This is a genomic window from Cytobacillus sp. GQ23 (assembly GCF_059758675.1).
In genome coordinates, this window is sequence record NZ_JCAXER010000012.1 from 94,096 (window position 1) to 120,584 (window position 26,489).

The 26,489-nt window shown below is 44.6% G+C and carries 21 protein-coding genes and 2 pseudogenes; 18 read left to right on the forward strand and 5 right to left on the reverse strand.

Annotation, left to right across the window (positions count from 1 at the left end; all coding sequences use genetic code 11):
* Nucleotides 1–36: 36 nt before the first annotated feature.
* The 9 genes from hisD (at nucleotide 37) to AC6CHU_RS11975 (ending at nucleotide 13,540) form a co-directional block, all read left to right on the forward strand.
* Nucleotides 37–1,320: a histidinol dehydrogenase gene (hisD, locus tag AC6CHU_RS11935; protein WP_251283361.1), complete on the forward strand. Its 1,284-nt coding sequence runs from the start codon at nucleotides 37–39 to the stop codon at nucleotides 1,318–1,320.
* 51 nt (nucleotides 1,321–1,371) lie between these two features.
* Nucleotides 1,372–2,376: a LacI family DNA-binding transcriptional regulator gene (locus AC6CHU_RS11940; protein ID WP_498121777.1), complete on the forward strand. Its 1,005-nt coding sequence runs from the start codon at nucleotides 1,372–1,374 to the stop codon at nucleotides 2,374–2,376.
* Nucleotides 2,377–2,690: 314 nt separating this feature from the next.
* The gene (locus tag AC6CHU_RS11945; RefSeq protein ID WP_251283359.1) at nucleotides 2,691–4,001 is read left to right on the forward strand and encodes a GntP family permease; all 1,311 of its coding nucleotides are present in this window, start codon (nucleotides 2,691–2,693) and stop codon (nucleotides 3,999–4,001) included.
* A 195-nt stretch (nucleotides 4,002–4,196) separates the two neighbouring features.
* On the forward strand, nucleotides 4,197–5,996 hold the full coding sequence (locus AC6CHU_RS11950) for a sigma-54-dependent Fis family transcriptional regulator (RefSeq protein WP_159863113.1): 1,800 nt from the start codon (nucleotides 4,197–4,199) through the stop codon (nucleotides 5,994–5,996).
* Nucleotides 5,997–6,145: 149 nt separating this feature from the next.
* Nucleotides 6,146–7,342, forward strand: coding sequence for an iron-containing alcohol dehydrogenase (locus AC6CHU_RS11955; protein WP_498121779.1), 1,197 nt, complete (start codon nucleotides 6,146–6,148; stop codon nucleotides 7,340–7,342).
* 15 nt (nucleotides 7,343–7,357) lie between these two features.
* Nucleotides 7,358–8,707: a GntP family permease gene (locus tag AC6CHU_RS11960; RefSeq protein ID WP_159863111.1), complete on the forward strand. Its 1,350-nt coding sequence runs from the start codon at nucleotides 7,358–7,360 to the stop codon at nucleotides 8,705–8,707.
* Between the two features lie 21 nt (nucleotides 8,708–8,728).
* Nucleotides 8,729–10,186, forward strand: a complete 1,458-nt coding sequence (locus tag AC6CHU_RS11965; protein WP_498121781.1) for a CoA-acylating methylmalonate-semialdehyde dehydrogenase — start codon at nucleotides 8,729–8,731, stop codon at nucleotides 10,184–10,186.
* 382 nt (nucleotides 10,187–10,568) lie between these two features.
* Complete coding sequence (locus AC6CHU_RS11970) at nucleotides 10,569–11,522, forward strand: methyl-accepting chemotaxis protein (protein WP_498121783.1); 954 nt, start codon at nucleotides 10,569–10,571, stop codon at nucleotides 11,520–11,522.
* 20 nt (nucleotides 11,523–11,542) lie between these two features.
* Complete coding sequence (locus AC6CHU_RS11975; protein ID WP_498121785.1) at nucleotides 11,543–13,540, forward strand: HAMP domain-containing methyl-accepting chemotaxis protein; 1,998 nt, start codon at nucleotides 11,543–11,545, stop codon at nucleotides 13,538–13,540.
* A gap of 89 nt (nucleotides 13,541–13,629) precedes the next feature.
* On the opposite strand, the gene AC6CHU_RS11980 is transcribed toward AC6CHU_RS11975, so the two are convergent.
* Both AC6CHU_RS11980 and AC6CHU_RS11985 read right to left on the reverse strand, forming a co-directional pair.
* Nucleotides 13,630–13,905, reverse strand: a complete 276-nt coding sequence (locus AC6CHU_RS11980; protein ID WP_251283352.1) for a hypothetical protein — start codon at nucleotides 13,903–13,905, stop codon at nucleotides 13,630–13,632.
* Nucleotides 13,890–14,150, reverse strand: a complete 261-nt coding sequence (locus AC6CHU_RS11985) for a CGCGG family putative rSAM-modified RiPP protein (RefSeq protein WP_498121787.1) — start codon at nucleotides 14,148–14,150, stop codon at nucleotides 13,890–13,892. The genes AC6CHU_RS11980 and AC6CHU_RS11985 overlap by 16 nt, the downstream gene beginning before the upstream one ends.
* 253 nt (nucleotides 14,151–14,403) lie before the next feature.
* On the opposite strand from AC6CHU_RS11985, the gene argH reads away from it, so the two are divergent.
* From argH to AC6CHU_RS12030, 9 genes and pseudogenes are all read left to right on the forward strand, one after another.
* Nucleotides 14,404–15,894, forward strand: coding sequence for an argininosuccinate lyase (gene argH / locus AC6CHU_RS11990; protein ID WP_498121789.1), 1,491 nt, complete (start codon nucleotides 14,404–14,406; stop codon nucleotides 15,892–15,894).
* A 92-nt stretch (nucleotides 15,895–15,986) separates the two neighbouring features.
* The gene (locus AC6CHU_RS11995) at nucleotides 15,987–16,550 is read left to right on the forward strand and encodes a hypothetical protein (protein WP_498121791.1); all 564 of its coding nucleotides are present in this window, start codon (nucleotides 15,987–15,989) and stop codon (nucleotides 16,548–16,550) included.
* Between the two features lie 213 nt (nucleotides 16,551–16,763).
* On the forward strand, nucleotides 16,764–18,881 hold the full coding sequence (locus AC6CHU_RS12000) for a BglG family transcription antiterminator (protein WP_498121793.1): 2,118 nt from the start codon (nucleotides 16,764–16,766) through the stop codon (nucleotides 18,879–18,881).
* Between the two features lie 13 nt (nucleotides 18,882–18,894).
* Nucleotides 18,895–19,164: a PTS sugar transporter subunit IIB gene (locus AC6CHU_RS12005; protein WP_251283348.1), complete on the forward strand. Its 270-nt coding sequence runs from the start codon at nucleotides 18,895–18,897 to the stop codon at nucleotides 19,162–19,164.
* A gap of 123 nt (nucleotides 19,165–19,287) precedes the next feature.
* Nucleotides 19,288–20,550 (forward strand): PTS ascorbate transporter subunit IIC, encoded by a 1,263-nt coding sequence (ulaA, locus tag AC6CHU_RS12010; protein ID WP_251283347.1) that lies wholly within the window; start codon nucleotides 19,288–19,290, stop codon nucleotides 20,548–20,550.
* 94 nt (nucleotides 20,551–20,644) lie between these two features.
* Nucleotides 20,645–20,857, forward strand: a pseudogene (locus tag AC6CHU_RS12015) (PTS transporter subunit IIC); the annotation flags it as partial.
* 95 nt (nucleotides 20,858–20,952) lie between these two features.
* Nucleotides 20,953–21,164, forward strand: a pseudogene (locus AC6CHU_RS12020) (PTS transporter subunit IIC); the annotation flags it as partial.
* Nucleotides 21,165–21,722: 558 nt separating this feature from the next.
* A complete protein-coding gene (locus AC6CHU_RS12025) occupies nucleotides 21,723–22,385 on the forward strand; it encodes a hypothetical protein (RefSeq protein WP_498121796.1) in 663 nt (220 codons plus the stop codon).
* Nucleotides 22,386–22,399: 14 nt separating this feature from the next.
* Nucleotides 22,400–23,614 (forward strand): efflux RND transporter periplasmic adaptor subunit, encoded by a 1,215-nt coding sequence (locus tag AC6CHU_RS12030; protein ID WP_498121798.1) that lies wholly within the window; start codon nucleotides 22,400–22,402, stop codon nucleotides 23,612–23,614.
* Nucleotides 23,615–23,655: 41 nt separating this feature from the next.
* Here AC6CHU_RS12030 and AC6CHU_RS12035 read toward each other — a convergent pair whose 3' ends face one another.
* The 3 genes from AC6CHU_RS12035 to AC6CHU_RS12045 form a co-directional block, all read right to left on the reverse strand.
* Nucleotides 23,656–23,955 (reverse strand): hypothetical protein, encoded by a 300-nt coding sequence (locus AC6CHU_RS12035; RefSeq protein ID WP_251283344.1) that lies wholly within the window; start codon nucleotides 23,953–23,955, stop codon nucleotides 23,656–23,658.
* Between the two features lie 97 nt (nucleotides 23,956–24,052).
* A complete protein-coding gene (locus tag AC6CHU_RS12040; RefSeq protein WP_498121801.1) occupies nucleotides 24,053–25,105 on the reverse strand; it encodes a C40 family peptidase in 1,053 nt (350 codons plus the stop codon).
* Between the two features lie 141 nt (nucleotides 25,106–25,246).
* The gene (locus AC6CHU_RS12045) at nucleotides 25,247–26,128 is read right to left on the reverse strand and encodes a helix-turn-helix domain-containing protein (protein WP_498121803.1); all 882 of its coding nucleotides are present in this window, start codon (nucleotides 26,126–26,128) and stop codon (nucleotides 25,247–25,249) included.
* Nucleotides 26,129–26,489 lie beyond the last annotated feature (361 nt).

Below are 26,489 nucleotides of genomic sequence, written 5' to 3' on the forward strand. Positions count from 1 at the left end.
TACGTATTCAAAATTAAAAACAGGAGTGATATCAAAATGGCAACTTTCCTAAAACAGGGTAAAAACGATCAAGAGGTACAGGAAGCAGATGTAAAAGTAAGAGAATCGGTTAGTGAAGTTTTAAAAAAAATCGAAGATAACGGAGATGCAGAGGTACGCAGACTTTCCGAGCAGTTCGATAAATGGTCACCGGAGCAATTCAGATTAACGGAAGAGCAAATCCAGGAAATCGTATCATCTGTACCCGAACAAACAATCAATGACATTAAATTTGCACAGGAACAAATCCGCAATTTCGCCCAGCATCAAAAAGCAGCACTGCAGGACATTGAAGTAGAGACTTTGCCTGGCGTGTTCCTTGGACACAAAAATATTCCGGTAAACAGTGTCGGCTGCTATATTCCCGGCGGACGCTATCCGATGGTTGCTTCCTCCCACATGAGTGTGCTCACGGCGAAAGTGGCAGGCGTTAAGCGCGTGATCGCCTGCACACCTCCGATTAAAGGAGAAATTCCTTCTGCAACGGTGGCGGCAATGCATCTGGCTGGTGCAGACGAGATTTATATCCTCGGCGGAATCCAGGCGATGGGTGCGATGGCAATCGGAACAGAAACCATTGAGCCGGTTGATATGCTTGTTGGACCTGGAAATGCATTTGTAGCGGAAGCGAAGCGTCAATTATACGGAAGAGTAGGAATCGACCTGTTTGCAGGCCCGACTGAGGTTCTGGTCATTGCGGATGAAACATCCGATGCAGAAATCATTGCAACGGATTTATTGGGACAGGCTGAGCATGGACCTAACTCTCCAGCATGTCTAATTACAACTTCAGAGAAGCTGGCGAACGAAACAGTGGCAGAAATCGAACGCCAGCTTGAGACTCTGCCAACAGCAGATGTAGCAGGCGCGGCATGGAAGGATTACGGTTCTATCATTCTTGTAGACAGCCTGGAGGAAGCTGTAGTGGAAGCGGATAAACTGGCTTATGAGCATGTGGAAATTCTAACGGAAGACCCGAACTACTTCCTTGAAAACATGACAAACTACGGTGCACTATTCCTAGGGCCTGAAACAAATGTGGCATACGGGGATAAAGTAATCGGCACAAACCACACGCTGCCGACGAAAAAGGCAGCCCGCTACACTGGCGGCCTATGGGTAGGCAAATTTCTGAAAACATGCACATACCAGAGAACAACTCCGGAAGCGAGTGCGAAAATCGGTGAATATGCATCCCGCCTATGCGACCTTGAAGGCTTTAAAGGACACCAGGCCCAGGCTGACCTTCGTGTGAAGCGCTACAGCAGCCTCGTGAAGTAAGCAAAATCTGTTATAATTTCTCTGTCTAGATCAAGGCAGGAGGAACATGCGTTGAAAAATAAAAAAGTGACAGCCACGGATGTCGCCCGATTGGCAGGCGTTTCCCAATCGAGCGTATCCCGGGCTTTTAGTGAAAATTCAAGTATCTCACCTAAAAAGAAAAAATTGATTCTGGATGCTGCCGAACAGCTGGGATATCAGCCGAATGCCATTGCCCGGGGTCTGATCACCAATCAGTCCCGCATCATTGGAGTTGTCATGCGGAATATCCAGAACCCTTTTTATCCGGAAATCCTCGATAAGTTTTACAGCAGGCTTGCCGAAAAAGGGTACAAGGTTATGTTTATCAACTCCCAGAATAACGAGATCCAAGAGGATGAAGTGAGCCATTTAATTGAATACAGCGTTGAGGGAGCCATCATCACAGATGCGCTATTAACCTCTTCGACTGTACAGAAGTTTACCCGAAATGGCATCTCGGTCGTCCTGTTTAACCGATATGTGAACGATTCCTTAAGCAGTGCTGTTGTATGCGATAACTTTGCTGCCGGGAAAAGGATTGGCCACTATCTGATAGAAAAAGGACATGAAAATCTCGCCTTTATCTCCGGACCGATGAATACATCCACAACAGTTGATCGGAAAAATGGCTTCCAGGAAGCTTTGGCAGAACACGGCATCTCTTCATTTCTAACCGAAAACGGTCTTTATTCATATGAAGGGGGATTTGCTGCTGCCCGAAAGCTGCTGGAACAGGATAAAAAGATAGATGCCATCTTCTGTGCAAATGATATATCTGCATTTGGCGCAATGGATTATCTGAAAAAGCAGGGGATCCGAATTCCTGAGGATATATCTGTTGTAGGCTTTGATAATGTGGCAATGTCGGATTGGTCATCTTATGAATTAACCACCTGGCATCAGCCGGTCGACGAAATGGTCGATTATTCGATTAACCTTCTCTTGGAGCATATTAATGGGGACACGGACACTCCTGAAATCCAAAGAGTAAAAGGCCATTTGGTGGAAAGAGGATCAGTAGCGGACAGAAAGTAAAGGAGAGAAGGCTGGGGTTTTAATAGTACCCATTTTACATCTTAGAAGTTCGATAATTGTCTAGCTCCAGGCGCCATCGGCTCTCAGGTCTAAGCCAATCCGTCTAAAAGGTTAAAGAACAACCTTTCAGCCGGCTTGTCTTATGCTTGTGGCCCGCAGGACATGGAAGGCTTCGTCAGCAAAAACATCGTACGACCGAAAGCGGCAGCTTTTGGGAGGATGCGGGTCATGCAGACGTTGCCGCAGGACGTGGCGGTTTTAGTCTGCGTTCCTAGATAGGCGGGCGCCTTACGCTTTTCTGATAGGAGGATCTTATGCTAAGTATGATTGGATTGCTTGGGGGCATCGGGCTCCTCATCTATTTGACGATGAGAGGGATGAACCTGCTGCTTGCTGCCCCTCTTTCAGCTTTTATTGTTGCAATATTCAGTGGATTGCCGATCTTTCCTCAGCTCGCAGGCGAGGGAGAGGTCAATTTTCTGACCAACTATATGAACGGATTTGCCGGATTTATTACATCCTGGTATTTGATGTTCTTATTCGGGGCCATTTTCGGAAAACTAATGGAGGACAGCGGGGCAGCAGACAGTGTTTCCAAATGGATTATCGATAAGATTGGCATGAAGCGGGCTGCATTAGCCGTTGTCATTGCCTGTGCGGTCTTAACCTATGGCGGCGTAAGTCTGTTTGTTGTTGCATTCTCCGTCTATCCAATGGCATTGAGCCTATTTAAGGAAGCCAACCTGCCAAGAAGATTCATTCCGGCAGCTCTTGCCTTCGGTTCGACTACATTTACGATGACATCAGCCGGCTCCCCGGAAATCCAGAACTGGATACCGATTGAGTTCCTGGGCACTTCCCCATATGCTGCCTGGGAAGTCAGCTTGATTGTTGCTGTCTTTATGATGGCATTTGGATACTGGTGGCTGAAGAAAATGATTAACAAGGCGATTCGCAATGGAGAAAAATTTGAGGCAAGAGAAACAGATTCTGCACTAATCCGTGAAAACTTGCCCAACCCATTATTAAGCATGATACCGCTTTTGGTCGTCCTTGTAATTTCGTTTATTTTCCATGACTCATTAGCACAGTCAGCCTTGATTATTGCCTTATTAAGCGGCTGTTTTGCAACCTATTTTCTTAATCTTAAGTATTTCAAGAATGTATGGGGTGCTGTATCCGAAGGAACCATTGGCGCATTGATTGCCATTGCTAATACATCAGCCGTTGTCGGCTTTGGCGGTGTGGCAAAAGCAACCCCTGCCTTTGCAAGTGCGGTTGATGCCATGACTAATATTCCGGGCAGCCCTTTAATCGGCGGCGCACTGGCTGTAGCTGTCATTGCCGGTCTGACAGGTTCTGCTTCCGGCGGCCAATCAATTGCCTTGCCGCTTTTGGCGCCGCATTATCTGGATATGGGTGTCAATGCAAGTGAACTTCACCGTGTGGTAGCGATATCATCCGGATCCATTGATTCCCTGCCGCATGGCGGTTATGTTGTGACAACCATCCGGGCAATATGCGGTGAGTCCCATAAGGATGCCTATCCGGCATTTGGCGCATTGACTGTGATTGTGCCAATCCTTGGTGTTATTTTAGCGGTGATTTTATTCTCAATTTTCTAAATTGCAGCAGAAAGACAGAGGGGCTTAGGCTCTCTGTCTTTCTTTCTATTAAAATCCGGCGGCGCCCGCTGTGCCGGAATGCTCTATTTACAAATTTCCCGTTTCTATTAGTAATGCTCACAAATCGTATAGGAATCTATCTGCTTCTTTAAAAGTGTTATAATTTAGAAAATTAAGATTAACAGGGGGTTCCATATGCCTCAATCCATTTCTGATAAAAAAGAGACCTTGCTTCATGATGAACACCTAAAAGTGAAAAATTGGATGACACCAAGCCCGTTTTGCATCCATCCGGGGCAGACACTGGCAGCGGCTTCAAAGATGATGGCGGATTTTCATCTGGAATGTCTTCCTGTCACAGATGAAACCAATCGCCTGGTAGGAATGATTACATCCAGGAAGCTGCTTAACTACTTTGCCCAGGGCAAACCAGGAGATGCTTTAATTGGCAGCATCCCAAAATCGAATCAGGCAGCTGTCCGGCCGGATGATTCGATCCTCGATATCATGTCGCTTCCATATGATCAGCTTCCTGTCACAGGTGAAGATGGCAGGCTCCTCGGCATCCTGACAGCCAGGGATATCCTGGATGGACTCTCCAAATATCTGTATAAGCTAAGGCAGCAGCATAATTCCGAAGGTGCACTTGGTGCCATTTTGGAAAGCGCTTATGAGGGTATAGCGGTTGTCGATGAAAACGGGATTCTGCAGGAATTTAATGAAGCCTATAGCCGTTTTACCGGCATTAAGCGGGAGGATGCCATTGGCAGGCATGTCACTGAAGTCATAGATAACACGCATCTTCATGAAACGGTAAAGACCGGGATAGCCGAACGCGGGGTTCTCCAGAACATCCAGGGGCATGACATGGTGGTGCACCGGATTCCGCTCTGGAAGGAAGGCCGGATTGCCGGGGCCATCGGAATGCTGATTTTTGAGGGAGTAACAGAAGTTTATAAAATCTATGAAAAGCTGCAGGAAAAACAAGATTCTAAGCCCGACCTTTTCTCAAAGAAAAAGGAAAATGACAGCCGGGTTACCCTTGACCAAATTATTGGAACAAGTGAAGGGATTACGGAAGTGAAACGGCTGGCAAGGAAGGCTGCACGGACTGCAGCTACTGTCCTTATCACGGGGGAAAGCGGGACAGGAAAAGAAATGTTCGCCAAGAGCATCCATCATCTCAGCCCCTTTTCCACCGGACCCTTTATCAGTGTCAATTGCGGGGCCATTCCGGAGCATTTATTCGAGTCCGAACTGTTTGGCTATGAAGAAGGCGCTTTTACCGGGGCGAAAAAGGGAGGCAAGCCCGGGAAGTTTGAGCTGGCAGACAACGGCACCATTTTTCTCGATGAAATCGGTGAAATGCCGCTTGTTATGCAGACCAAGCTGCTGCGGGTTCTTCAGGAAAAGGAAGCTGAACGAGTCGGCGGCTTGAAGAAATATCAAATCAATGTCAGAGTGATTGCCGCAACAAACCGCAACCTGATGCAAATGGTTGAAACGGGGGAATTCCGGGAGGATCTTTATTACCGGCTGAATATCATCCAGCTCCATATCCCTCCGCTGCGGGAACGGAAAAAGGATATACCTGTCCTGCTGGTCCATTACCTGAAGGAAATCTGCGAGCGGTATCAGGTATCTGGAAAACTATTCACATCTGAGGCGGTAAACGCTTTTGTCCAGCATCCATGGAGAGGGAATATCCGCGAGATGGTGAACACGGTGGAACAGCTGGTGACCCTGGTGGATGGGAAGGTTATTGACTATCATCATTTGCCGGAGATGCTGAAAAAGCCGGAAGCCACTCTCAAAATAGAGGCCCTGGCAGCAGGGTCTATTGAGGAAGCTAAATTACTGGGCAGTCAAAGGGAGTCTGAAATTATTCTGGATGCCTTAAGAAGAGCGGGCGGAAATAAATCAAGAGCTGCAGATCTGCTTGGAATTCATCGGACTACCCTTTATCAAAAGCTGAAAAAGCATGGCATAACCTGAATGAGATGTAGTGATTACACTACAAAAAATCTACAGGTGTAGTGTAGTGACTACAGTATTGCAAACAACAAACCTTGATTTTAGCAGGTTTCAAAGTTGGCACGCTCCTTGCAAGTTATAAAGGTAATAAAAAAAGGGGTGGATGTTCTATGGAGAAACCTGCAGTTTTCCGGGTGCCGGAAACGATTTTTTATGGAAGGGGATCTTCCGAAAAAGTTGGCGAGGAAGCAGCACTCAAAGGGAAAAACGCATTAATAATCAGCGATAAAATAATGGACCAGCTAGGATATGTAAGCGAATGCAGAACCTATCTTCAGGAGGCTGGCGTGCAAAGTGAGGTATATCTCGGGGTAGCATCAGAGCCAACTGATGAGTATGTAGCAGAAGCGCTCGAGCTGTTTCAAAAACAGCAATGTGACCTTGTCATTTCAGTAGGCGGCGGCAGCTGTATCGATACAGCCAAAGCCATAGCAGTCTTAGCAACAAATGGCGGTTATATCGGCGAGTATATGGGTGGGAAGAAACTGGTTCAGAATCCGCCGGTTCCCCACATAGCGATTCCGACCACAGCCGGGACTGGCTCTGAGGCGACAGATGTAACCGTCATCACAAACTCATCCAATGATGTCAAAATGATGATCAAACAGCCCGCCTTTATGCCAAATGTTGCGATTGTGGATCCGCTGCTCACCCTTTCATCACCAAAGAATGTCACATCCGCAACAGGGGTCGATGCGCTAAGTCATGCGGTCGAAGCGTATCTTTCCAAAAAGGCGCATCCGATGACAGACACAATGGCGATATCGGCTATGAAGCTGATCGTGGAAAATATATTAACCGCTTACAATGAAGGGGACAATGTCGATGCCCGGGAAGCAATGAGCCTTGGATCTCTGCAGGCTGGAATGGCGTTCTCAAATGCATCGGTATGTCTTGTGCATGGCATGAGCCGTCCGATTGGCGCATTATTCCACGTTCCTCATGGAATCTCGAATGCCATGCTCCTGCCGGCTGTTCTTGAGTTCAGCCAGGAGGCATGTGTGGACCGCTTAGCGGATATCGGCCGGATTTTTCAGCCTGATGATGAAAGCCTTACCAATGAAGAAGCTGCGGAAGTGGCTGTTCAATCCGTCAAAGAGCTTTGCCGAAAATTAAATATTCCTAACTTAAGAGGATGGGGTATTGACGAGGAAGCATTTAAGAGTGCAGTGGCCAAGATGGCAGACGACGCCATCGACAGCGGCAGCCCCGGCAACAACCCAAGAGTTCCGAATAAAAACGAACTCGAAGAGCTTTACCATGTTTGCTATAATTACCAGTTTTCTTCTGAGACAGAGAAAGTGTAACAGGGGGACATACGGATGATTGGGATGCTCGGGTTGATCGCTTCGCTGATTTTATTAATGGTTTTAACGATGAGAGGCGTAAATATTATTATTGCCGCCATTATCAGTGCAGTTGTAGTTGCTCTTACAGGAGGGCTAAACCTTGAAACAGCCCTGACAGAGCATTATATGACAGGGTTTACAGGATATTTTTACTCATGGTTCCTCATCTTCTTATTGGGTGCCATATTCGGAAAAATTATGCAGGTAACCAAGGCGGCTGACAGCATCGCAAATTGGGTCAAGGATACACTTGGACCATCAAAAGCGGTATTTGCCGTCGTGGCAGCAGCGGCGATTATGACTTACGGAGGCGTCAGCCTATTTGTAGTAGGTTTTGCCGTCTATCCAATCGCTGTTTCCCTATTTAGAGTGGCCAATCTGCCGCATCGTTTCATCCCGGCGGCATTGGTGTTTGGATCGATATCTTTTACGATGACAGCACCGGGCTCACCGGAGATCCAAAACCTGATTCCAACAGAGTTTTTTGGAACAAAGCCGACAGCAGGCGGAATTATCGGGGCGCTAATGGCTCTTTTGATCATGGTTATAGGTGGTATTTTACTTAGCAGAATGGTGAAAAAAGCAGTTCGGAATGGGGAGGTATTCTCCTTGCCGAATCAGCCGTCCGGTGCCAATGAATCGGCAGCAGCTCTTGAATCTGAGGTGGAAATGCAAAGGCCGGATGCAGCTCCGGCAGTGAAGGATTATCCGAATGTCATCCTGGCCATATTGCCGCTGGCATCGGTAATTGCGATTTTAAATACGGCTGCCAACTTTACTTCTTCGACAGCTGCCGCATTAATTTCCTTAACCAGCGGCATCGTTCTTGCTTGTCTGTTGATGATGAAGTATTTGGTCGGATTTTGGGAGGCACTTGCCAAGGGTGCCCAGGATGCCTTAGTCGCAGCCGCTAATACGTGTGCGGTTGTTGGGTTTGGAAGTGTTGCAGCCCAGGTTGCCGCGTTTGATACGTTCGTGGATGCACTGATAAATATCCCGGGGCCGCCATTAATGGGACTGGGGATAGCCGTTACGCTGATATGCGGTATTACCGGTTCGGCATCCGGCGGATTGGGGATTGCACTGCCGATCCTGGCGCCAATGTATCTCTCTCAGGGTCTGGACCCGGGTGCTATGCATCGGATTTCAGCGCTTGCATCCGGCGGCTTGGATTCACTCCCGCATAATGGCTATGTGGTGACAACAATCCGGGCGATATGCGGAGAAACCCACAAACGTGCCTACTGGCCAATATTTATTTTAAGTGTAGCAATGCCAACGGCTGTACTATTCCTGGCAATATTCTTATATTCTATCTTTTAATTTTGAAAGGGGATTTTACTTATGACAGCGACAACAACAACGGTATTAAAAAACTTTATCAATGGCGAATGGGTGGATGCCAACACGGATAAATTCGAAGTGGTGCCAAACCCTGCAACTGGCGAGGAGCTGGCCCGCACACCGATTTCCACACGTGAAGATGTCGATAACGCCGTTCAGGCAGCCAAGCAAGCTTTTAAAACCTGGAGCAAAACGCCGGTGCCCAAAAGAGCGAGAATTCTATTTAAATACCAGCAGCTTTTAATAGATAACTGGGACGAGCTGGCAAAGCTGATTACACAAGAAAACGGCAAAAACTTTAAAGAAGCCTATGGCGAGGTGCAGCGGGGAATTGAATGTGTGGAGTTCGCAGCAGGTGCTCCATCCCTCATGATGGGTAAGCAGCTTCCGGATATTGCGACAAACATAGAATCAGGCATGTACCGCTATCCGGTTGGCGTTATTGGCGGGATCACGCCTTTCAACTTCCCGATGATGGTTCCGTGCTGGATGTTCCCGCTTGCGATTGCCTGCGGCAACACATTTGTTTTAAAGCCTTCAGAAAGAACGCCAATCCTTGCTAACCGCCTGGCAGAGCTGTTCACAGAAGCGGGGCTTCCTGCTGGAGTATTCAATATTGTTCATGGTGCACATGATGTGGTAAACACCCTGATTGACCATCAGGATGTACCGGCGATTTCATTCGTTGGCTCTCAGCCTGTGGCCGAGTACATTTACAAATCAGCAACAGCAAAAGGCAAACGCGTTCAGGCGCTGGCTGGTGCCAAGAACCACTCAATCGTGCTTCCAGATGCAGACCTTGATGGTGCAGTTAAGGAAATTATCGCTGCTGCGTACGGTTCAGCAGGTGAAAGGTGCATGGCCTGCTCGGTGGTAGTGGCCGTGGATTCCATTGCCGACGAGCTGGTAGCTAAATTAAATGAGCAGGCGAGTGAGCTGACAATCGGAAACGGCTTGGATGAAAATGTGTTCCTTGGCCCAGTCATCCGCCAGGAAAACAAGGAACGCACAAGCAATTACATTGAAATTGGCGAAAAAGAAGGAGCAACCCTTGTCCGGGATGGCCGCAAAGATGAAGCCTTCCACGAAAACGGCTACTTCATCGGACCAACGATTTTTGATCATGTAGATCCATCTATGAAAATCTGGAAAGAAGAAATCTTTGCACCGGTACTTTCTGTAGTACGTGTGAAAAACCTTGAAGAAGCGATCGAGCTTACGAACAAATCCGACTTCGGAAACGGAGCATGCTTATTCACTGACAGCGGAAGCAGCGTCCGCTACTTTAGAGAAAACATCGAGGTCGGCATGCTTGGAGTGAACATCGGCGTACCGGCGCCAATGGCCTTCTTCCCATTCTCCGGCTGGAAAAACTCCTTCTACGGAGACCTTCACGCAAACGGAACGGATGGTGTTGAATTCTATACGAGGAGAAAGATGCTGACTGCACGCTGGTAAAAATAAGAGAGAAGAGGCACCTGCCATATTAGGCAGGTGTCTCTTTTTTTAGGCTGTTTTTGCAAGGTTTGATGCTTTTTGTATTATATTTTCTGAGTTGATTGTAGCGGAAGGTGCGAGACTCCTGCGGGAGTAGCGGGACAGGTGAGACCCCGCAGACGCGAAGCGTCGAGGAGGCTCAGCGCCCGCCCCGCGGAAAGCGAGCATCCTGGAGCGGAAATCAACAGGAAGACATTAATGAGGATAAACAATAATTTAAACGAAAAGAGACTTTTGTTAATTACAAAGTCCTATATATTTTAAAAAAGAGTGAAAAAGGTCACAAAATTTCACGTATTCTGTCGATATAATAAAGGAGTATATAGGAGATGGGGAGATAAGGATGTTCGGAAAAGGAAAGTTAAAGCAGCTGGAGGACGAAAAGCGGGAACTGGAAGCAAAACTCCAGTTGGCTGAAGACGAGTTTCAGCGCAGAGAAAAGTATTATCAGACACTGATTCAATCATTTAATGAAGATTTGACAACTACAGTAAGCCAGCATGAGATCGTCAATGGTCAGCACTATATGCTGGGAGACCTGGTTCTGAAAATAAAAGACGGTTTTGAAAATGTAAAAAGGCATAGCGAAGCTACTTTTTCAAACAGCCTCACTTTATCAGATAAAGGGGGAAATCTGATTCAATCTGCAAAAGAGATGGTCAAAAGCTCGGAGGAAGGGCGCGGATCTGTCAGCAAGTCTGAACAGCTGATTAAGCAGCTGGGAGAACAGCTTGAAGTGAACTCACAGAAAATGGAGGCGTTAAGCAAACGGTCAAAAGAGATCGAGATGATTGTTCAGGTCATCAAAGATATTGCGGAGCAAACGAACCTTCTTGCCTTGAATGCATCCATCGAAGCGGCACGCGCCGGGGAACAGGGAAAAGGATTTGCGGTCGTAGCGGATGAGGTCCGGAAACTGGCCGAAAGCACTGCGACAAGCACGGCAAATATCAGCTCCCTGACAAAAAATATTCAGGATGATATTGAAGCCACACTGAACTCAACTGTCGCAAGCACCGAATTAATTAAAGACGGCATGTCCCTGAGCGGCCAGACTACCAGTAAAATTGATTCGATCACAAACATTATCCATGCAGTGGAATCAGAAGTCAGTGAAGTGATGGAAATGATTAACATCCAGAAGGGGTATTCCCGGGAGGTGGCAGGTGAGATTGCGGATACAAAGTCGGTTTTTGACCAAGTGAACGAACTGATCCAGAGGCATATAGACGATGCCAGAGTCGTTGATGAGAAGCTGGAAGGTGCCATCTCGCAGGTGAAGGCGGTAAATTACTAAGTTTTTAAAGGGGCCAAATCATGAAGCTGAAAAATAAGAAAAAAAATGGGTCGCTGTTTTCATTTACGATTAGAAAGAAATTATTACTATCATTTATTATTATTCTATTAATTCCTTCTATATCAATCGGCTGCATATCCTATCAGAAGGCACATGATGAGATAAAGGACCAGATTTCCATGAGTGCCGATAAGAATGTTAAGATCCTTGATCAATTTATCATCAGCTTTATTAAGCCTAAGATGGGGGATGCGAATTACTTTTCAAAAAGGATCAAAAAGGATTTTTATACAGAGGGTGAACTGGAGGGTACGGTAAATGCCTTTAGCCAGTATAAAGAGCTTCATCCGGAGGCCGTGGCTATTTATGCCGGTTCTGAAAATGGCGATTTAGTCATCTACCCGCGTGCAGATTTGCCGTCTGACTTTGATGCCACCTCACGCCCCTGGTATAAGGGAGCAATGGAGGCAAAGGGAAAAGCCTTTATCACAGAGCCATATGTTGATGCTGTCAGCGGAAATATCCTCATCACTGTAGCCCAAAAGCTTGGAGACAGCTCTGGTGTTATTGGAATTGACTTAAGTTTATCTGCTCTTAGTGAGCTTTCCAATAATATTAAAATTGGAAAAGAGGGTTATTCAGCAATTTTAAGCGCAGAGGGAAGCTTTTTAGTGCACCCGAAGGAGAAGCCGGGCACACAGGCAGAAGGCAGCTGGCTGCCGGAAGTCCTGGAAGAGGAAAAGGGGCAGGTGGAGTACACGCTTGATGGCGAAAAGAAAGAGATGCATTTTACCACCGATGCCCTGACAGGCATGAAGGTTCTTGGGACAATGAACGTGGAGGAAGTAACGGCATCTGTTCAGCCTATCTTAGTGTCGACCGTCATATTTATTGCTATCTTCGTACTTGTGGGTGCACTGGTTTCTTATATTATTGTCCGTTCAATAACGCGACCGCTCAATCAGCTCATCGCGGCAACCGATAAAGTCAGCGAAGGGGATCTGACCCAGAAGTTTATTGTCAGGAACAAAGATGAAATCAGCAAACTGGGTGAAAGCTTTAATAAGATGGTTCTATCGCTGCAGCAGCTGATCAACCAGGTTAGTGAAAAAGCGGTCCATCTGGCAGCATCATCAGAACAGCTGACGGCGAGCTCGGAGCAAAACAACATGGCAACAGAACAGGTGGCCAATTCCATTCAGGAAGTAGCTTCTGCAACTGAGCAGCAGACAGAAAAAGTGAAAGAAAGCACGACTGTCGTCAAAGAAATGTCGGGCCAAATTCAGCAAATTATGAGTAACACAAATGTCGTGGCCAAAACGGCGAATGAGACAAATAAAGTGGTTGTAAAAGGAAATACAGCGATCGACCTTTCCACGAACCAGATGAAAAACATTAATGTAACAGTCTCTGAATTAGGCTCTATTATCCATACATTAGGAAAGCGTTCGGAGGAAATTGGCCAGATTGTCAACGTGATATCTGCAATTGCTGACCAGACAAACCTGCTTGCACTAAATGCCGCCATTGAAGCTGCAAGAGCAGGCGAGCACGGAAGAGGCTTTGCCGTGGTAGCTGATGAAGTCCGCAAGCTTGCAGAGCAATCGTCCAAGTCAACCGAAAGCATCCGCGAGCTGATCTCAACCATCCAAACGGACACAAGCAAAGCCATCTCATCAATGGAAAAAGGAACAGCTGAAGTGGAAAAAGGTATAGACCTTGTGAACAATGCAGGTGATGCCTTCAGCCACATCCAGCAATTTGCAGACACCGTTTCTGGCCAGATCGCGGAAGTTTCCACATCCATCAGGGACATGGCCGAAGGTGCTGACCAGGTGGTAGAACTTGTAAACGCAATCGAAGAAATTGCTGCTGTTACGACAGCCGAAAGCCAGGATGTATCCGCTGCGACAGAAGAGCAGCTGGCGTCCATGGAAGAAATTGCGGCATCTGCTGCTTCACTTTCGGGAATGGCGGAGGAATTGCTGGATTCTATTAAGAGGTTTAAAGTGAGTTAAATAGAAGGACCCGCCAGGTTTGGCGGGTCTGATTTATTGTGGAGGCTGTGTATTATGCAAAAAGCTGCAAAAGCCTTTGTAGCTCCTCTCTAAGGAATATAAATATCCAAGCGCTCCTTATCATTCCGCATAACATAATAATTCTGAAATCCCTCACCAATCAATGCATTTCGATACTTCCTCGAGTTTATGGTCAAAACCTGCTTTTTATGTTTTATAAAATAAACGATGCCTTGATGTACATAGATGGAATCAAAGTCCGTACCATCCCGGGTGATAAGCTCATCTTCGTAATAATAATTTAAAATAACCTGCCGATTCTTATAATCACATAAAATAGTAAGATCCTTCATTTGCTTTTCCATACCCTTAAAACGTAACCCCCGCATCCGCATTGATCAATAAACTGAGAGTCTATTGTATTTCCAAAATGCAAGTGCAAAACATCTGTTAAGTAGTCATTTGGATTTCCCAGTTTAGCCGGTGTGACGATATTTACATAATATCCCTTTGTTGTCTGGCTGACAGCTGCCATAGCATCATTGATCAGCAGATCTATATTTGTTTCATACTCCCCCTGCTCCAGGGAAACAGACCAGTTCTTTTCCATCATGGCACCTCTCTTCAGGAATATTTTACAATATATAGAAGAGGGTGGATGTGCGCTGAATCACATTGAGAAATTAAAGGGAGATCCGCATGAGCCTGTACTGCCCCCTTGTAAATGATATATTCTCAGTGGATGGACTGCCGTTTACGATAAGTGCACTATCAGCATTTTGATTGTCCATGCATATACTATGTTCATAGAAAGTGCTCCACCAGCTTAGGCGGAATTCTTGTCTTAAAACGGAGTTGAAATAATGAGCAAATTAGAAGATTTTATTAATAAGGAAGGCCATGTGTTTCCCGGCAAAACATATGCAGAAGAACTGCTGATGCCCGTATTTAATGATCAGCGGGACTATCTGTTCCATGCTATGTTCGATATTCACCGGGCACATGTGATCATGCTGGCAGAACAAGGAATCATTCCGGAAGATGAAGCAAAAACCATGCTGAAGGGAATAAACAAAGTGGCAATGTCAGACCCAGGCTCCCTATCCTATCAGCCTCAATTTGAAGATCTATTTTTTATGATGGAAGCGAAAATAGGAGAGGAGATTGGTGATGAGCTGGCTGGGAAAATTCATATTGGCCGGAGCCGAAATGATATGGGAATCGCGATGTACCGGCTGGTCCTGAAAGAACACCTCCTCGAGCTTTTGGGCAATGCCTATCAGCTTAGTGAGGCATTGCTGGAGCAGGCTGAAGAGCATAAAGAGACCTATATGACCGGCTATACCCATACACAGCCGGCCCAGCCGACCACTTTGGGGCATTATCTGCTCGCTATTTATGATGTTCTTCAAAGGGATATTAGCCGGCTGTGGGCTGCCTATAAAACTGTAAATAAATCTTCACTCGGTGCTGCAGCCCTGACAACGACCGGCTTCCCAATTTGCAGAGACCGCACCCGTGACTTATTGGGTTTTGAAGGGATAATTGAAAACTCATATGACTCAATTGCAGGTGCAGATTATCTTCTGGAAACGTCATCAGCTCTTATGACCTGCATGGTGAATACCGGCCGGTGGATTCAGGATTTCCTTCAGCATGTAACAAGAGAGTTTGGCACCTTTCAGGTGGCGGATCCTTACGTGCAGGTAAGCAGCATTATGCCTCAAAAACGGAACCCGGTTTCCATTGAGCATTCCAGATCCATTGCCAGCAGTGCCTATGGTGAGGCATATGCAGCCATGAACATGGTTCATAACACGCCATTCGGTGATATAGTCGATACTGAAGATGATTTGCAGCCCCATCTGTATCGCGCTTTTAATAATGCGAATCGGGTATTAAAGCTGATGTACGCCGTGATTGCTACATTAAAGGTCAATAAAGAGCATGCGAAAGAAATGGCCAAAAAATCGTGCATCACGATCACCGAACTGGCTGACACCCTGGCAAGAGACTACAGCATCCCATTCCGGAAAGCCCACTCCATTGCCAGCTATATTTCGAAACAAACCGTGAAAGATCAGAAAGAGCTGTGCGACTGGAGAGTGGCGGATGTAAATGAAATTATTCAGGGATATGTTCCCGTGTCCTTGTCAGAGGATGAGTGGAAGAAAATCATTTCTCCAGAATACTTTGTACAGATCCGCAGCCTCCAGGGAGGACCGAATCCGGATGAGGTCACAAGAATGATCAAGAATCGGAATGAAACTCTTACAGGGGATCTGCTCAGCTATGAGGGGACTGTGAAAGGGCTGAAGGAGAAGCGCGAGAATTTGATTAACTTTGAGTTTTGATTTTTAAAGCGGACCTTTCGGGGTTCGTTTTTTTATTAAGCTTTTATTTCTAGAAAAATATAATATGATAAGAATTAGAGGGAGGAAGTGAGATGAAAAAAAGTTTGCTGGCTGTACTCAGCTTAGGACTAATATTCGGTCTGATTTATGTTTTGGCTTCACGTACAGCAGAACCTGCAAAGCCTGCTATTCCTGCTGTTTCCCTGGAAAAGAGCATCTGCGAAAGAGTATCAGAACAATTTGGCGAAGACTGCCAGCGGATTCTTTTATTTGACCCCCATTCACGCTTAGTTTTTGCAGAAACAAATTCAGGCATTATCCCTGTCCTGACCAATCAGGAGTTTACAGAGTTTAAGAAGTTCATATATCCTATCATGGATTACCAGGAGTTCAGTGAGGAAAAAGGAGATAGGGGACCGATTGACTGGCGGGCAGATCATAAGACTGAAAAGGATTTTGCCATCATATATGGATTGGCTGAGGATGAAGCGAAGACCATCGTCATTAACAGTGAAGGCAATATCCAGCCATCCCGTTTTTGGGTGCGGGAAAACTTGTCAGTTTGGTATGCTGTTTTCGAGAAAGATGAAATTAAACTGCCGGTTGAGACTGCCGTTTATGATGCCGAAGGCCGCCTTGTTAACGAAAATGAATAAGTAAAACACCACTTCCTATTCAGTCAGGAAGTTTTTTTATTCCAGCTGATAAACCTTAAGTCCAACTCTTGCAAAAAACTCCTTACAGAATTCGGACTTCATTTTGCGCAATACAGGAGTATAATACTCAGTAAGCAGACAATTCAATGAATTTAGAGTCTGATGTTTGCAAACTTATGATATTAGAATCAGGTAAAGGAGGGAGCGCTCCCGATGATTCTTGACCAGCGCTGCATGACGATTTTGACGAAAATGGTCCATGCGCCTTCACATGTTTCTCCACAGGAGCTAATGGAAGAATTACAGATTTCCAAGCGGACTGTCTATTATGATATTGACAAAATTAATAGCTGGCTGAAAGACCAAGGCTTAGATGAGCTGAAGTATGTCCGTGCTGCTGGATTTTATCTCGATGAAGAAGAAAAGCAGCAGATTAAACAGCGGCTTCATTCATTTGATAAAGCAGGCAGCTATGAGTTTTCGCGCAAAGAAAGAATGGCCTGGACTGCCATCCTCATCCTGACCCGCGAGAAAACCATTTTTTTGCAGGATCTGATGGATAAGCTGGGTGTCAGCAGGAGTACGCTTCTGGCTGATATCAAGGAATTGAAAAAGCAGCTAAGCCAGTTTCAGGTTCAGTTGATTTTTCATAAATCTTCAGGATACTATATCGCCGGTGAAGAGCAGGATAAGCGGAAAATGCTGATTTACTGCTTAACACAGGTTCTAACCAATCGCGGCTGGAATGATCTATTATCAGAAGTTCAGTTAACCATCCAGGACACGCCTGGACTGTCGCCAGAAATGTTTCAGCGGACTGATTTAGAGACCATCTATGAAATTCTGGATGAAAGTGAATCCTTTTCCGGTGTTCATTACACAGATGATGTGATGGAGACGCTAACCGCCCATATATTTATGCTCATCAAAAGATTCAGCCAGGGAAAATACATCAAGATGGATCCGGTTGAAAAACAGGTCATCAAAGAAACTAAAGAGTACACCGCTGCCCGATTTATTTGCAGGAAAATTGAAAGCGGTTTCCGATTGGAGGTTCCTGATGATGAAGCCTGCTATCTTGCAACCTATCTGTTAGGGGCCAAGATAAGCGACTATGATACACATGAGCTCGAGAACCAGGACCTTGCTATCCTCAAATCAATGGCTGTCAGAATGGTCGATGATTTTCAGAAGTATGCATGCGTATTTTTTCAAAACCGGAAGGAACTTGAACGGAATTTATTGATTCATTTAAAACCGGCGTATTTCCGGATTAAATATGGGATCGACCTGGAGAATCCATTATCCAAATCTGTACAGGAGTCTTATCAGGATTTGTTTATCCTAACCAAAAAAGTAGTTCATCATTTTGAGTACGTGCTTGGCAAAAAAGTATCGGATGATGAAGTGGCGTATATAGCAATGCATTTTGGGGGCTGGATTGATAAAGAAGGCGTCAGAGTGGAAGCTCGCAAAAAAGCGGCTGTGGTGTGTGCCAGCGGAATCGGCACGTCCCGAATACTTCAGAAACAAATTGAAGACCTCATGCCATTCGTCGATGTGGCACATGTATACACTGTCCGTGAATATGAGAAAGCCTCCCTGGCTGATCTGGACTTTGTCATTTCGACCACGCCAGTATCCCGGAAACAGATCCCGGTGTTTATTGTAAATCCGATTCTTAACCCGTCCGAGAAGGAATCCCTGCTTAAGCAGGTACAGGCATCAGAAAAAAAGCCGAAATCAGAAACCATAGACGCATTGATGGACATTATCCGGAAGCATGCAGATATAAAAGATGAAAGCATGCTGATTCAGGAATTAAAAGCCTACTATCAGTCCAATAAAGAAGCGAAAAGTGAGGTGGATCAAAAGCCAATGTTAAATGAAGTTTTAACTGCCGATAAGATACAATTTGCAGATTCAGTCCAAAGCTGGCAGGATGCACTGCAAATGGCGTCACAGCCGCTATTGGCCGATCAATCCATCAGCCAGGATTACATTGATGCCATGATCGAAAACGTGAATAAGATGGGGCCATATATTGTCATCACACCGGGAATTGCCCTTCCTCATGCCCGCCCTGAAGCTGGTGTGAACAAGCTGGGAATGAGCTTTCTGCAATTAAAAGAAAGCTGTGCTTTTTCGGAAAAGCCGGAGCATCAGGTTAGATTATTCTTTGTGCTGGCAGCCATCGATAATGAAACCCATTTAAAAGCATTATCCCAGCTGTCCAAAATGCTGTCTGACAGCGACAACCTTGAAAAATTGCAGACTGCTGATGCAGCTGCTGACGTTTTAGACATTATTAATCAATATTCACAAGACTAAGGAGGAAATAAAAATGAAAAAAATTCTAGTGGTATGCGGAAACGGACTTGGAAGCAGCTTTATCGTAGAAATGAACGTAAAAACAGTTTTAAGCCAGCTGGGTGTGGAAGCAGATGTGTCACATACAGATTTAACAACAGCTAAATCCGAGAATGCAGACATTTACCTGGGATCTAAAGACCTGATTTCCACTTTGGATGATGGAACAAGAACGATCATTGGTTTGACAAACATCCTGGATCAAAATGAGCTGAAAGCCGCATTGGAATCACATTTATCATAATAGAGAAAAAAAGAGCAGGCGATAGATTCGCCCGCTGAAAAATAAAAAAGAACACATACAGTATAACCTTAAAAAGGTTTAGAAGAAAGATAGATACAGAGGATTTAAAAAGGAGGGTTAAACATGTTTGATTTTATCATGAACGATATATTGGGCACGCCCGCCATCCTGGTTGGTTTATTCGCCTTGTTTGGCTTGCTTCTGCAGAAAAAAGGCATAGCTGATGTCATTTCTGGTACGCTTAAGACAATCATGGGCTTTCTCATTCTGAATGGAGGAGCAAGCATCTTAATAGGCTCACTTGATATTTTCGGAAAAATGTTTGAAAAAGCCTTTCATATCCAGGGCGTTATTCCGAACAACGAAGCCATCGTAGCGATTGCCCAGCAGACATTTGGGAAAGAAACCGCGATGATCATGCTTTTCGGGATGGTCATGAACATTTTAATTGCCCGTTTTACACCGTTTAAATATATTTTCCTAACCGGCCATCATACTTTATTCATGGCCTGCCTGATCTCAGCCGTGTTTGCAACAGGCGGAGTGACAGGGCTTCCACTGATTATTATTGGATCTATTATTCTGGGATTATTAATGGTATTCATGCCTGCGCTTGTACAGCCATATGTACGCGAAATCACTGGCAATGACAGCATAGCGGTCGGCCACTTCGGATCTTTCGGCTACTTTGTATCCGGCTTTATTGGCAAGCGTGTAGGGGATAAATCCAAATCGACAGAGGCGATCAAAGTGCCAAAATCACTTGGATTCCTGCGCGATACATCTGTTGCGATGTCTCTGACTATGACGATTCTCTTCCTGGTAGTGGCGCCGATCGCCGGAAGAGGCTATGTAGAATCTGAATTGAGCGGCGGAGTTAACTTCCTTGTATTCTCGCTCATGCAGGCGATTACGTTTGCTGCTGGTGTCTATGTGGTCCTTGCCGGTGTGCGGATGCTGATTGCAGAAATCGTACCAGCTTTTAAAGGAATCGCTGACAAAGTGGTAAAAGATGCGAAGCCTGCCCTTGATTGCCCGGCAGTGTTCCCTTTTGCTCCAAATGCAGTTATTATCGGATTCCTATTCAGCTTCGTAGCTGGTTTGCTTTCCATGTTCCTTCTTCCGCTATTCGGCCTGAAGATCATTGTGCCAGGCCTGATTCCGCACTTCTTCACAGGTGCGGCAGCAGGAGTATTCGGAAATGCAACTGGGGGAAGACGCGGAGCGATGATCGGTTCATTTGCCAACGGTCTATTAATCTCTTTCCTTCCGGCCTTATTGCTTCCGGTTCTGGGTTCACTCGGATTTGAAGGAACAACCTTTGGGGATTCGGACTTCGGAGTTGTTGGGATTTTATTGAGCTTCCTTATTAAACTATTTTCTTGATCTAAGCTATTATGGGGACTTCACATTATGTGAAGCCCCCTTTTTGATTTTTCGACAAATTTCGGGTGGTGCCTGTCACTGGGGAATTTATCCAACAGGTGCGGCAGCAGGAGTATTCGGAAATGCGACAGGGGGAAGACGCGGAGCAATGATCGGTTCATTTGCCAACGGTCTATTAATCTCTTTCCTTCCGGCCTTATTGCTTCCGGTTCTGGGTTCACTCGGATTTGAAGGAACAACCTTTGGGGCTTCGGACTTCGGGGTTGTGGGGATTTTATTGAGCTTCCTTATTAAACTATTTTCTTGATCAAAGCTATTATGGGGATTTCACACTTATGTGAAGCCCCCTTTTTGATTTTTCGACAAATTTCGGGTGGTGCCTGTCACTGGGGAATTTAGCCAACAGGTGCGGCAGCAGGAGTATTCGGAAATGCAACAGGGGGAAGACGCGGAGCAATGATTGGTTCATTTGCCAACGGTCTTTAATCTCTTTCCTTCCGGCCTTATTGCTTCCGGTTCTGGGTTCACTCGGATTTGAAGGAACAACCTTTGGGGATTCGGACTTCGGGGTTGTGGGGATTTTATTGAGCTTCCTTATAAAACTATTTCCTTAATCTATTGAATTGGGACTTCACTTTAATGTGGAGTCCTTTTTGGAGTTTTCGACAAATTTCGGGTGGTGCCTGTCACCCAGTTGTAAAAAGGCACCATTCATATCCCATACAAAGGTGCCTTTTTAACTGCTATTTATCGCTGTATGATAGAATCTCATATGAGTTATGACTTCTTTTTCGTTCTAGACTGAAAAAAGCTGACAGCTTCCAAAATAAATAATTTCTCCTGCTCACTCAGCATTGTCCAGTTTCCAGCTTTTATTTTCATTAGTAAGCCCTCCTCGATTTTTCATTCTCTCGTGACAAGGACATGGTTGTAAAATTCTTACTTATCTATACCGCCTTTCCAGTCTAATGAAACAACAAAAGTTTTTGCAAATTCCGACACTTATTTTTGTAGAATAAAGACTAACCACCAGGAAAAATGAGCTTTTAAAGGTCTTTTGCTATAATTTGAGCCGTTTCTGTACCCATTTCTCCACAATTCTACCTATTTCCCAATATTTTGATTTTAAGTTAAAATAAAAGAATAATAGATAATTTTTTGGGGGATACTTTATGGGCTATCGGGTACCGCTGCTTAGAGGGTTAAAGGAACCTTATATGATTTCACATCAGATGAGAAAAGAGGAGAGACTATCTGGTCTATGGAAGCAGATTTTACTGGTAATGCTTCTGAGTGCACTTGTATTTGGACTCAGTGCTTACTTTGGAATTGGAAGCGAACATACTTCAAGAAGCCTGACGGATATGTCCAGAAGCGAGTACGAGCTGTACAAGCTGTTCTTTGGCGGCGGACAAATTGTATACGGCATTATTTATGCAGCCATGATCATTTTTTTACCCTCCCTGTTATTCTGGACACTTGTAGACGTTGAATACCAAAAGCTGATCAGCATCCAGCTGATGGTTATGCTGATTCTCTTAATGGAAAAGGCCATTAACATCCCGCTCTTTCTGTTTCTCGGATTAAACAGTGAATCATCGATATTTTCATTTGGCATCATTGCTCAGGCAGCCTCCTTTCCAGAGCTGCTGGTTTACACGTTTTCCGCCATTACACTCTTTAAAATCTGGACATTTGTCCTGCAATATAAGTACTTAAATGCCGTTTCCGAAAGAAGCCCTCGCTTCCTGATTTTCATGCTGGTCGGAACGCATTTGTTTTTCGTGATTGTCTCAGCTTTACTCTCATCCATTCAATTGGAAAAGCTAATTTAAGTGAGGGATCTTCTATGACGTGGAAAGCGAGAATGCTGATTATTGGTGTAACACTGTTCCTGGCCTGCAATATGGCCCTGATATTCCTTAAAAGTGATAAAATTGGCAGAACCTACTATATTGATGAATGGACGGCTGTGAAAAAACAGGACCTTCTTGAAACCATGCCGGCAAAGGGTGTCCTGGCGCCAATGGAAGAGCATCACCTTTACTATGAGAATACTAAGGGGACATTCAAGGGCTTTCTTGTAGAAAAAGGGGATGAGGTCCAGGCCGGGACAGGTTTATTCGAATACTCACCGGATGACATAACCCTGACAAAGGAGAATTTCCAGATAGAAAAAGAAAAACTGGAACGGGAACAAGCTGGCATAGAGAGCCATATCAGCGAGTTAGAAAGCATGCAGCGAACGCTCGCACTCACCCCTGCAGAAGAAGATGAACCCAATCCAAATGACTACATGATTCAAACCATCGAACGGGATATCGCGGAAAAGGAGCTGCAAGTCAGCAGGCTTGAAAGTGAAGTTCAAAAGTACGAGGATTTGATGGATGCAGCGGACGAAAGCCTGTCCAGTCTGACGGTGGAAAGTGAGATAGCCGGAACCGTCAAAAGCATCAAGACGGACCTCGCCAATCCAGTTGTAACCATCATTTCGAATGAGCAAAAGGTTGAAGGGATCTTTACCGAGCAGGAAATTCATAAAGCGGCAGAAGGAATGAAAGTATTCATCATTCCAAAAGGCAGCAACAAAAAAATAGATGGTACCCTTGAGAAAATATCAAACTATCCAACTTCAGAGCCACATGCCGAAACAGAAAGCCGCTATGAATTTACGATTAGTATGAACGAAACACCTGAGTTTAAGAGTCTCCATGGTGAGCACGCCGATTTGCGAATCATTACAAATGAAGTGGAGGAGACCCTGACGGTTCCAGCCCAAGCGGTGAAAAAGGCGAAAAAAGGCACATATACATATGCCATCAGGCAAAGCGGCAGGCTTGAACGAAAGGCAATTAAAACAGGGCTGAAAATTGGACAGACCCAGGAAGTGAAAGAAGGGGTGGAGAAGGGGGAACTGGTGCTGCTCGAACGGCCGCCATTTCTCAAAACGGGGTCCCCTTTCGCCACGCCATTCGAACCGGCAAAGCTTAAAAAGAAAGACGTAAAGAATTTAAGCAAGAAGGACATGATGAAATACGCAGCAAGAGGACTTCTTACCAGATAGAAAAAACCAGCAGCCCAATTTGCTGCTGGTTTTTTTATAGTTTAATAATAGGGATCTTCCTTACCGGACCGGACCCTGAACAGGATGCCGACAAACAGGATTAAGGCTGTAACCAGCCACACAATCATAAAGGCTGAGCCGAGTGTAATGGAATTGCTTGCGTAATTCCTGCCTAACTCGATATACACTATATATACAAGGGGGACTGCGTTCAAAAGGAAAAAAACAATAATCGCAGCCAGCTTGCCCGGCGTTTGATGCTGAAGCTTGGAATAAATTAAAAGAAGACTCGATAATAATAAAGATAAGGACAAAAATGTAATAATGCCTACGATATTCAATTGATCTCCTCCTTTAGACCCCGCTATTTATAGTATTCTTCAAAATATAACTATATTCCTTCCAGAATATGAAAAAAGACACCTGTAAAAAGGTGTCCTAGTAAAATCTCTTAAATCCATCAAAATGTTTCTTCCAATACGAATTATCCAGACTGGAGACTTCAACGCCTGATGAGCCAGCGTGAATAAATTTATTATTTCCAACATAGAAGCCTAAGTGAGAAATGCCTTTTTTATATGTATTTTCAAAAAATACTAGATCGCCAGGCTGTGGTGTGCTCACATAAAATGAACGGCTGTAGTAGCCTTCTGAAGAGTAGCGTGACATCTTAGAGCCTGTCTGCTTTAAGACATAATAAATGAACCCGCTGCAGTCAAAACCTGAAGGAGTTTGGCCGCCCCATTGATAAGGAACACCAACATGCTTTTGGGCTTCGGCCAAAACCGATGCTGATGCCCCGCTTGTCTGCTCATTATTTCCTGGCTTGCTGCTGGAAACAGATTCATTTGAATCCTTGCTTGCGCTCAAGTTAAGCTTTTGTCCAATCAGGATTAAATCAGAGCTTAATTTATTCCATGTTTTAATCTGTTGAACAGTAGTCTTATACTTAGCAGCAATGGCGCTTAGCGTATCCCCGCTTTTAACTGTATATACCTCTGGACTGCTGTCATTGGAAGGTGCTGGAGTGGAACCTGTCTGGCCTTGAGTATCTCCCGAATTGTTTCCAGCAGATTTTGAAACCTTAAAGACTTGTCCAGGGTATATTAAATGGGTGCTAAGCCCATTCCAGCTCATTAAATCTTTCAAACTAATATTATGACTCAAGGCAATTTTAGATAGAGAATCCCCGCTTTTAACCGTATACGTTTTGGCAGAATTACTCGGTTTAGTTACGGCCGTGCCGCCTGATGACTGATTGGATTCAGGTTTCTCTGCTGCCCCTGGTATTTCAAGTTTTTGATTGATTGATAGAAAATCGGAACTTAAATTATTGGCTTTTTTAATATCTGTAACAGTCGTTTTGTATTTAATAGCCAGATGGAACAGGGTATCCCCTTTTTTTACTGTGTATGTATCGGCGGAAGCCTGAGAGGCAAAGGCAGAAGAAAGCATTGCTGCAGCAGCAATTGAGAACATCTGTTTTTTCACTTTTCCGAATCACTCCTTGGACGTATTTTTGTACTATTTTACCACATATATCGTCCAAAAAGATTATATTTTTACAGCATTATACAAAAAAATAACTATTATTTTACAATAATAAAGGATTGTAGACTTATGTCGAGATGACTATTGGGTATTTTTGTCGAAAATTGCCAATTTACCACGTATAAAGTCATTATATCGTTCATCTCTTTGAATACGGAAAATATCAAGTGCCTGCTCCATATATTTTTTTGCCAAAACAAACTGTTCCTGGAGTTCATAATTAAATCCAATATGATAATGCAGATGTCCCAATAGAAATAACTGATCCTTTTCTAAGCAGATTTCAATGGCCTCATGGCAGAGCTTGGTAGAGCGGTCATAATCCTTTAAGTCTGTATAGGTTTTGGCCGTATTATAAAGAAGCCTGCTTCGGACGGTTTCATCATTTAAATAGAGGATTCCTTCTAAATGATTCATTGCTTGAAGATAGATATCAAGGGCTTCTGTGTATCTTCCTGATTCATATAGTAATATTCCTTTGCTATTTAGAATCTCGATTTCTCTTTCACTCCACACCTTCTCAAATGTCAAATTGATGGCTCTATCGATAAATGAAAGTGCTTGCTCCAGCTGCTGATCGACATGATATTTGTAGATCCCTTTATGCCAGAGGAGGTTCTGGAAATTTTTCTTGTTGGATGTAAAGAGGGGGTTCTTTTCTTCAGATTTCACAATCTCCTTTATGAGAGGGTAATCAAGGTTGCGCCTGGCTATTCTAAGCTGGTTATTCACCTCGTGAACATAATCAAGCCTAGGGGTCGTCCCGTGCTCGAAAAAATAATTGATATCAACACCCAGCTTTTGTGAAATAAAATATAAAGTGGATGCTAAAGGGAGGACATCTCCTTTCTCAATTTTGCTGATTTGTGCCTGAGTACATATATCTTTTGCCAGGTCTTTTTGGGAAAAACCTGCTGCTTTTCTTAACTCTTTGATTTTTATTCCAATTGCAGAAAAATCCAAATGATACCCTCCTAAAAATATTCTTATAGTTATATTTACTATTGAAAATCCATATAAACAAGAGGTTTCACTCTGAAACCCTTAAAAAATAAGTAATTATCAAAGATACATGATTTGCATATAAGTGTTTTAATAAAGATGTGAATTGCGTTTAGGGGGAAACCCTAACTGCATCTGAAGTAACATCCTTTTAAATCTCCAATTTTTTGCCGTTTCCATGTGAGGAAGCGGTTCTTTTTATAGGACTGTTTCCGTAAAGTTTGCTGCCTTTTTATAAGTTAGTTTAATTTGCTGAGTTGTTTGAGTAGGGGGGTGTGTGAGACCCCGCAAGCGAAGCCGAGGAGGCTCACATTCCAGTCCT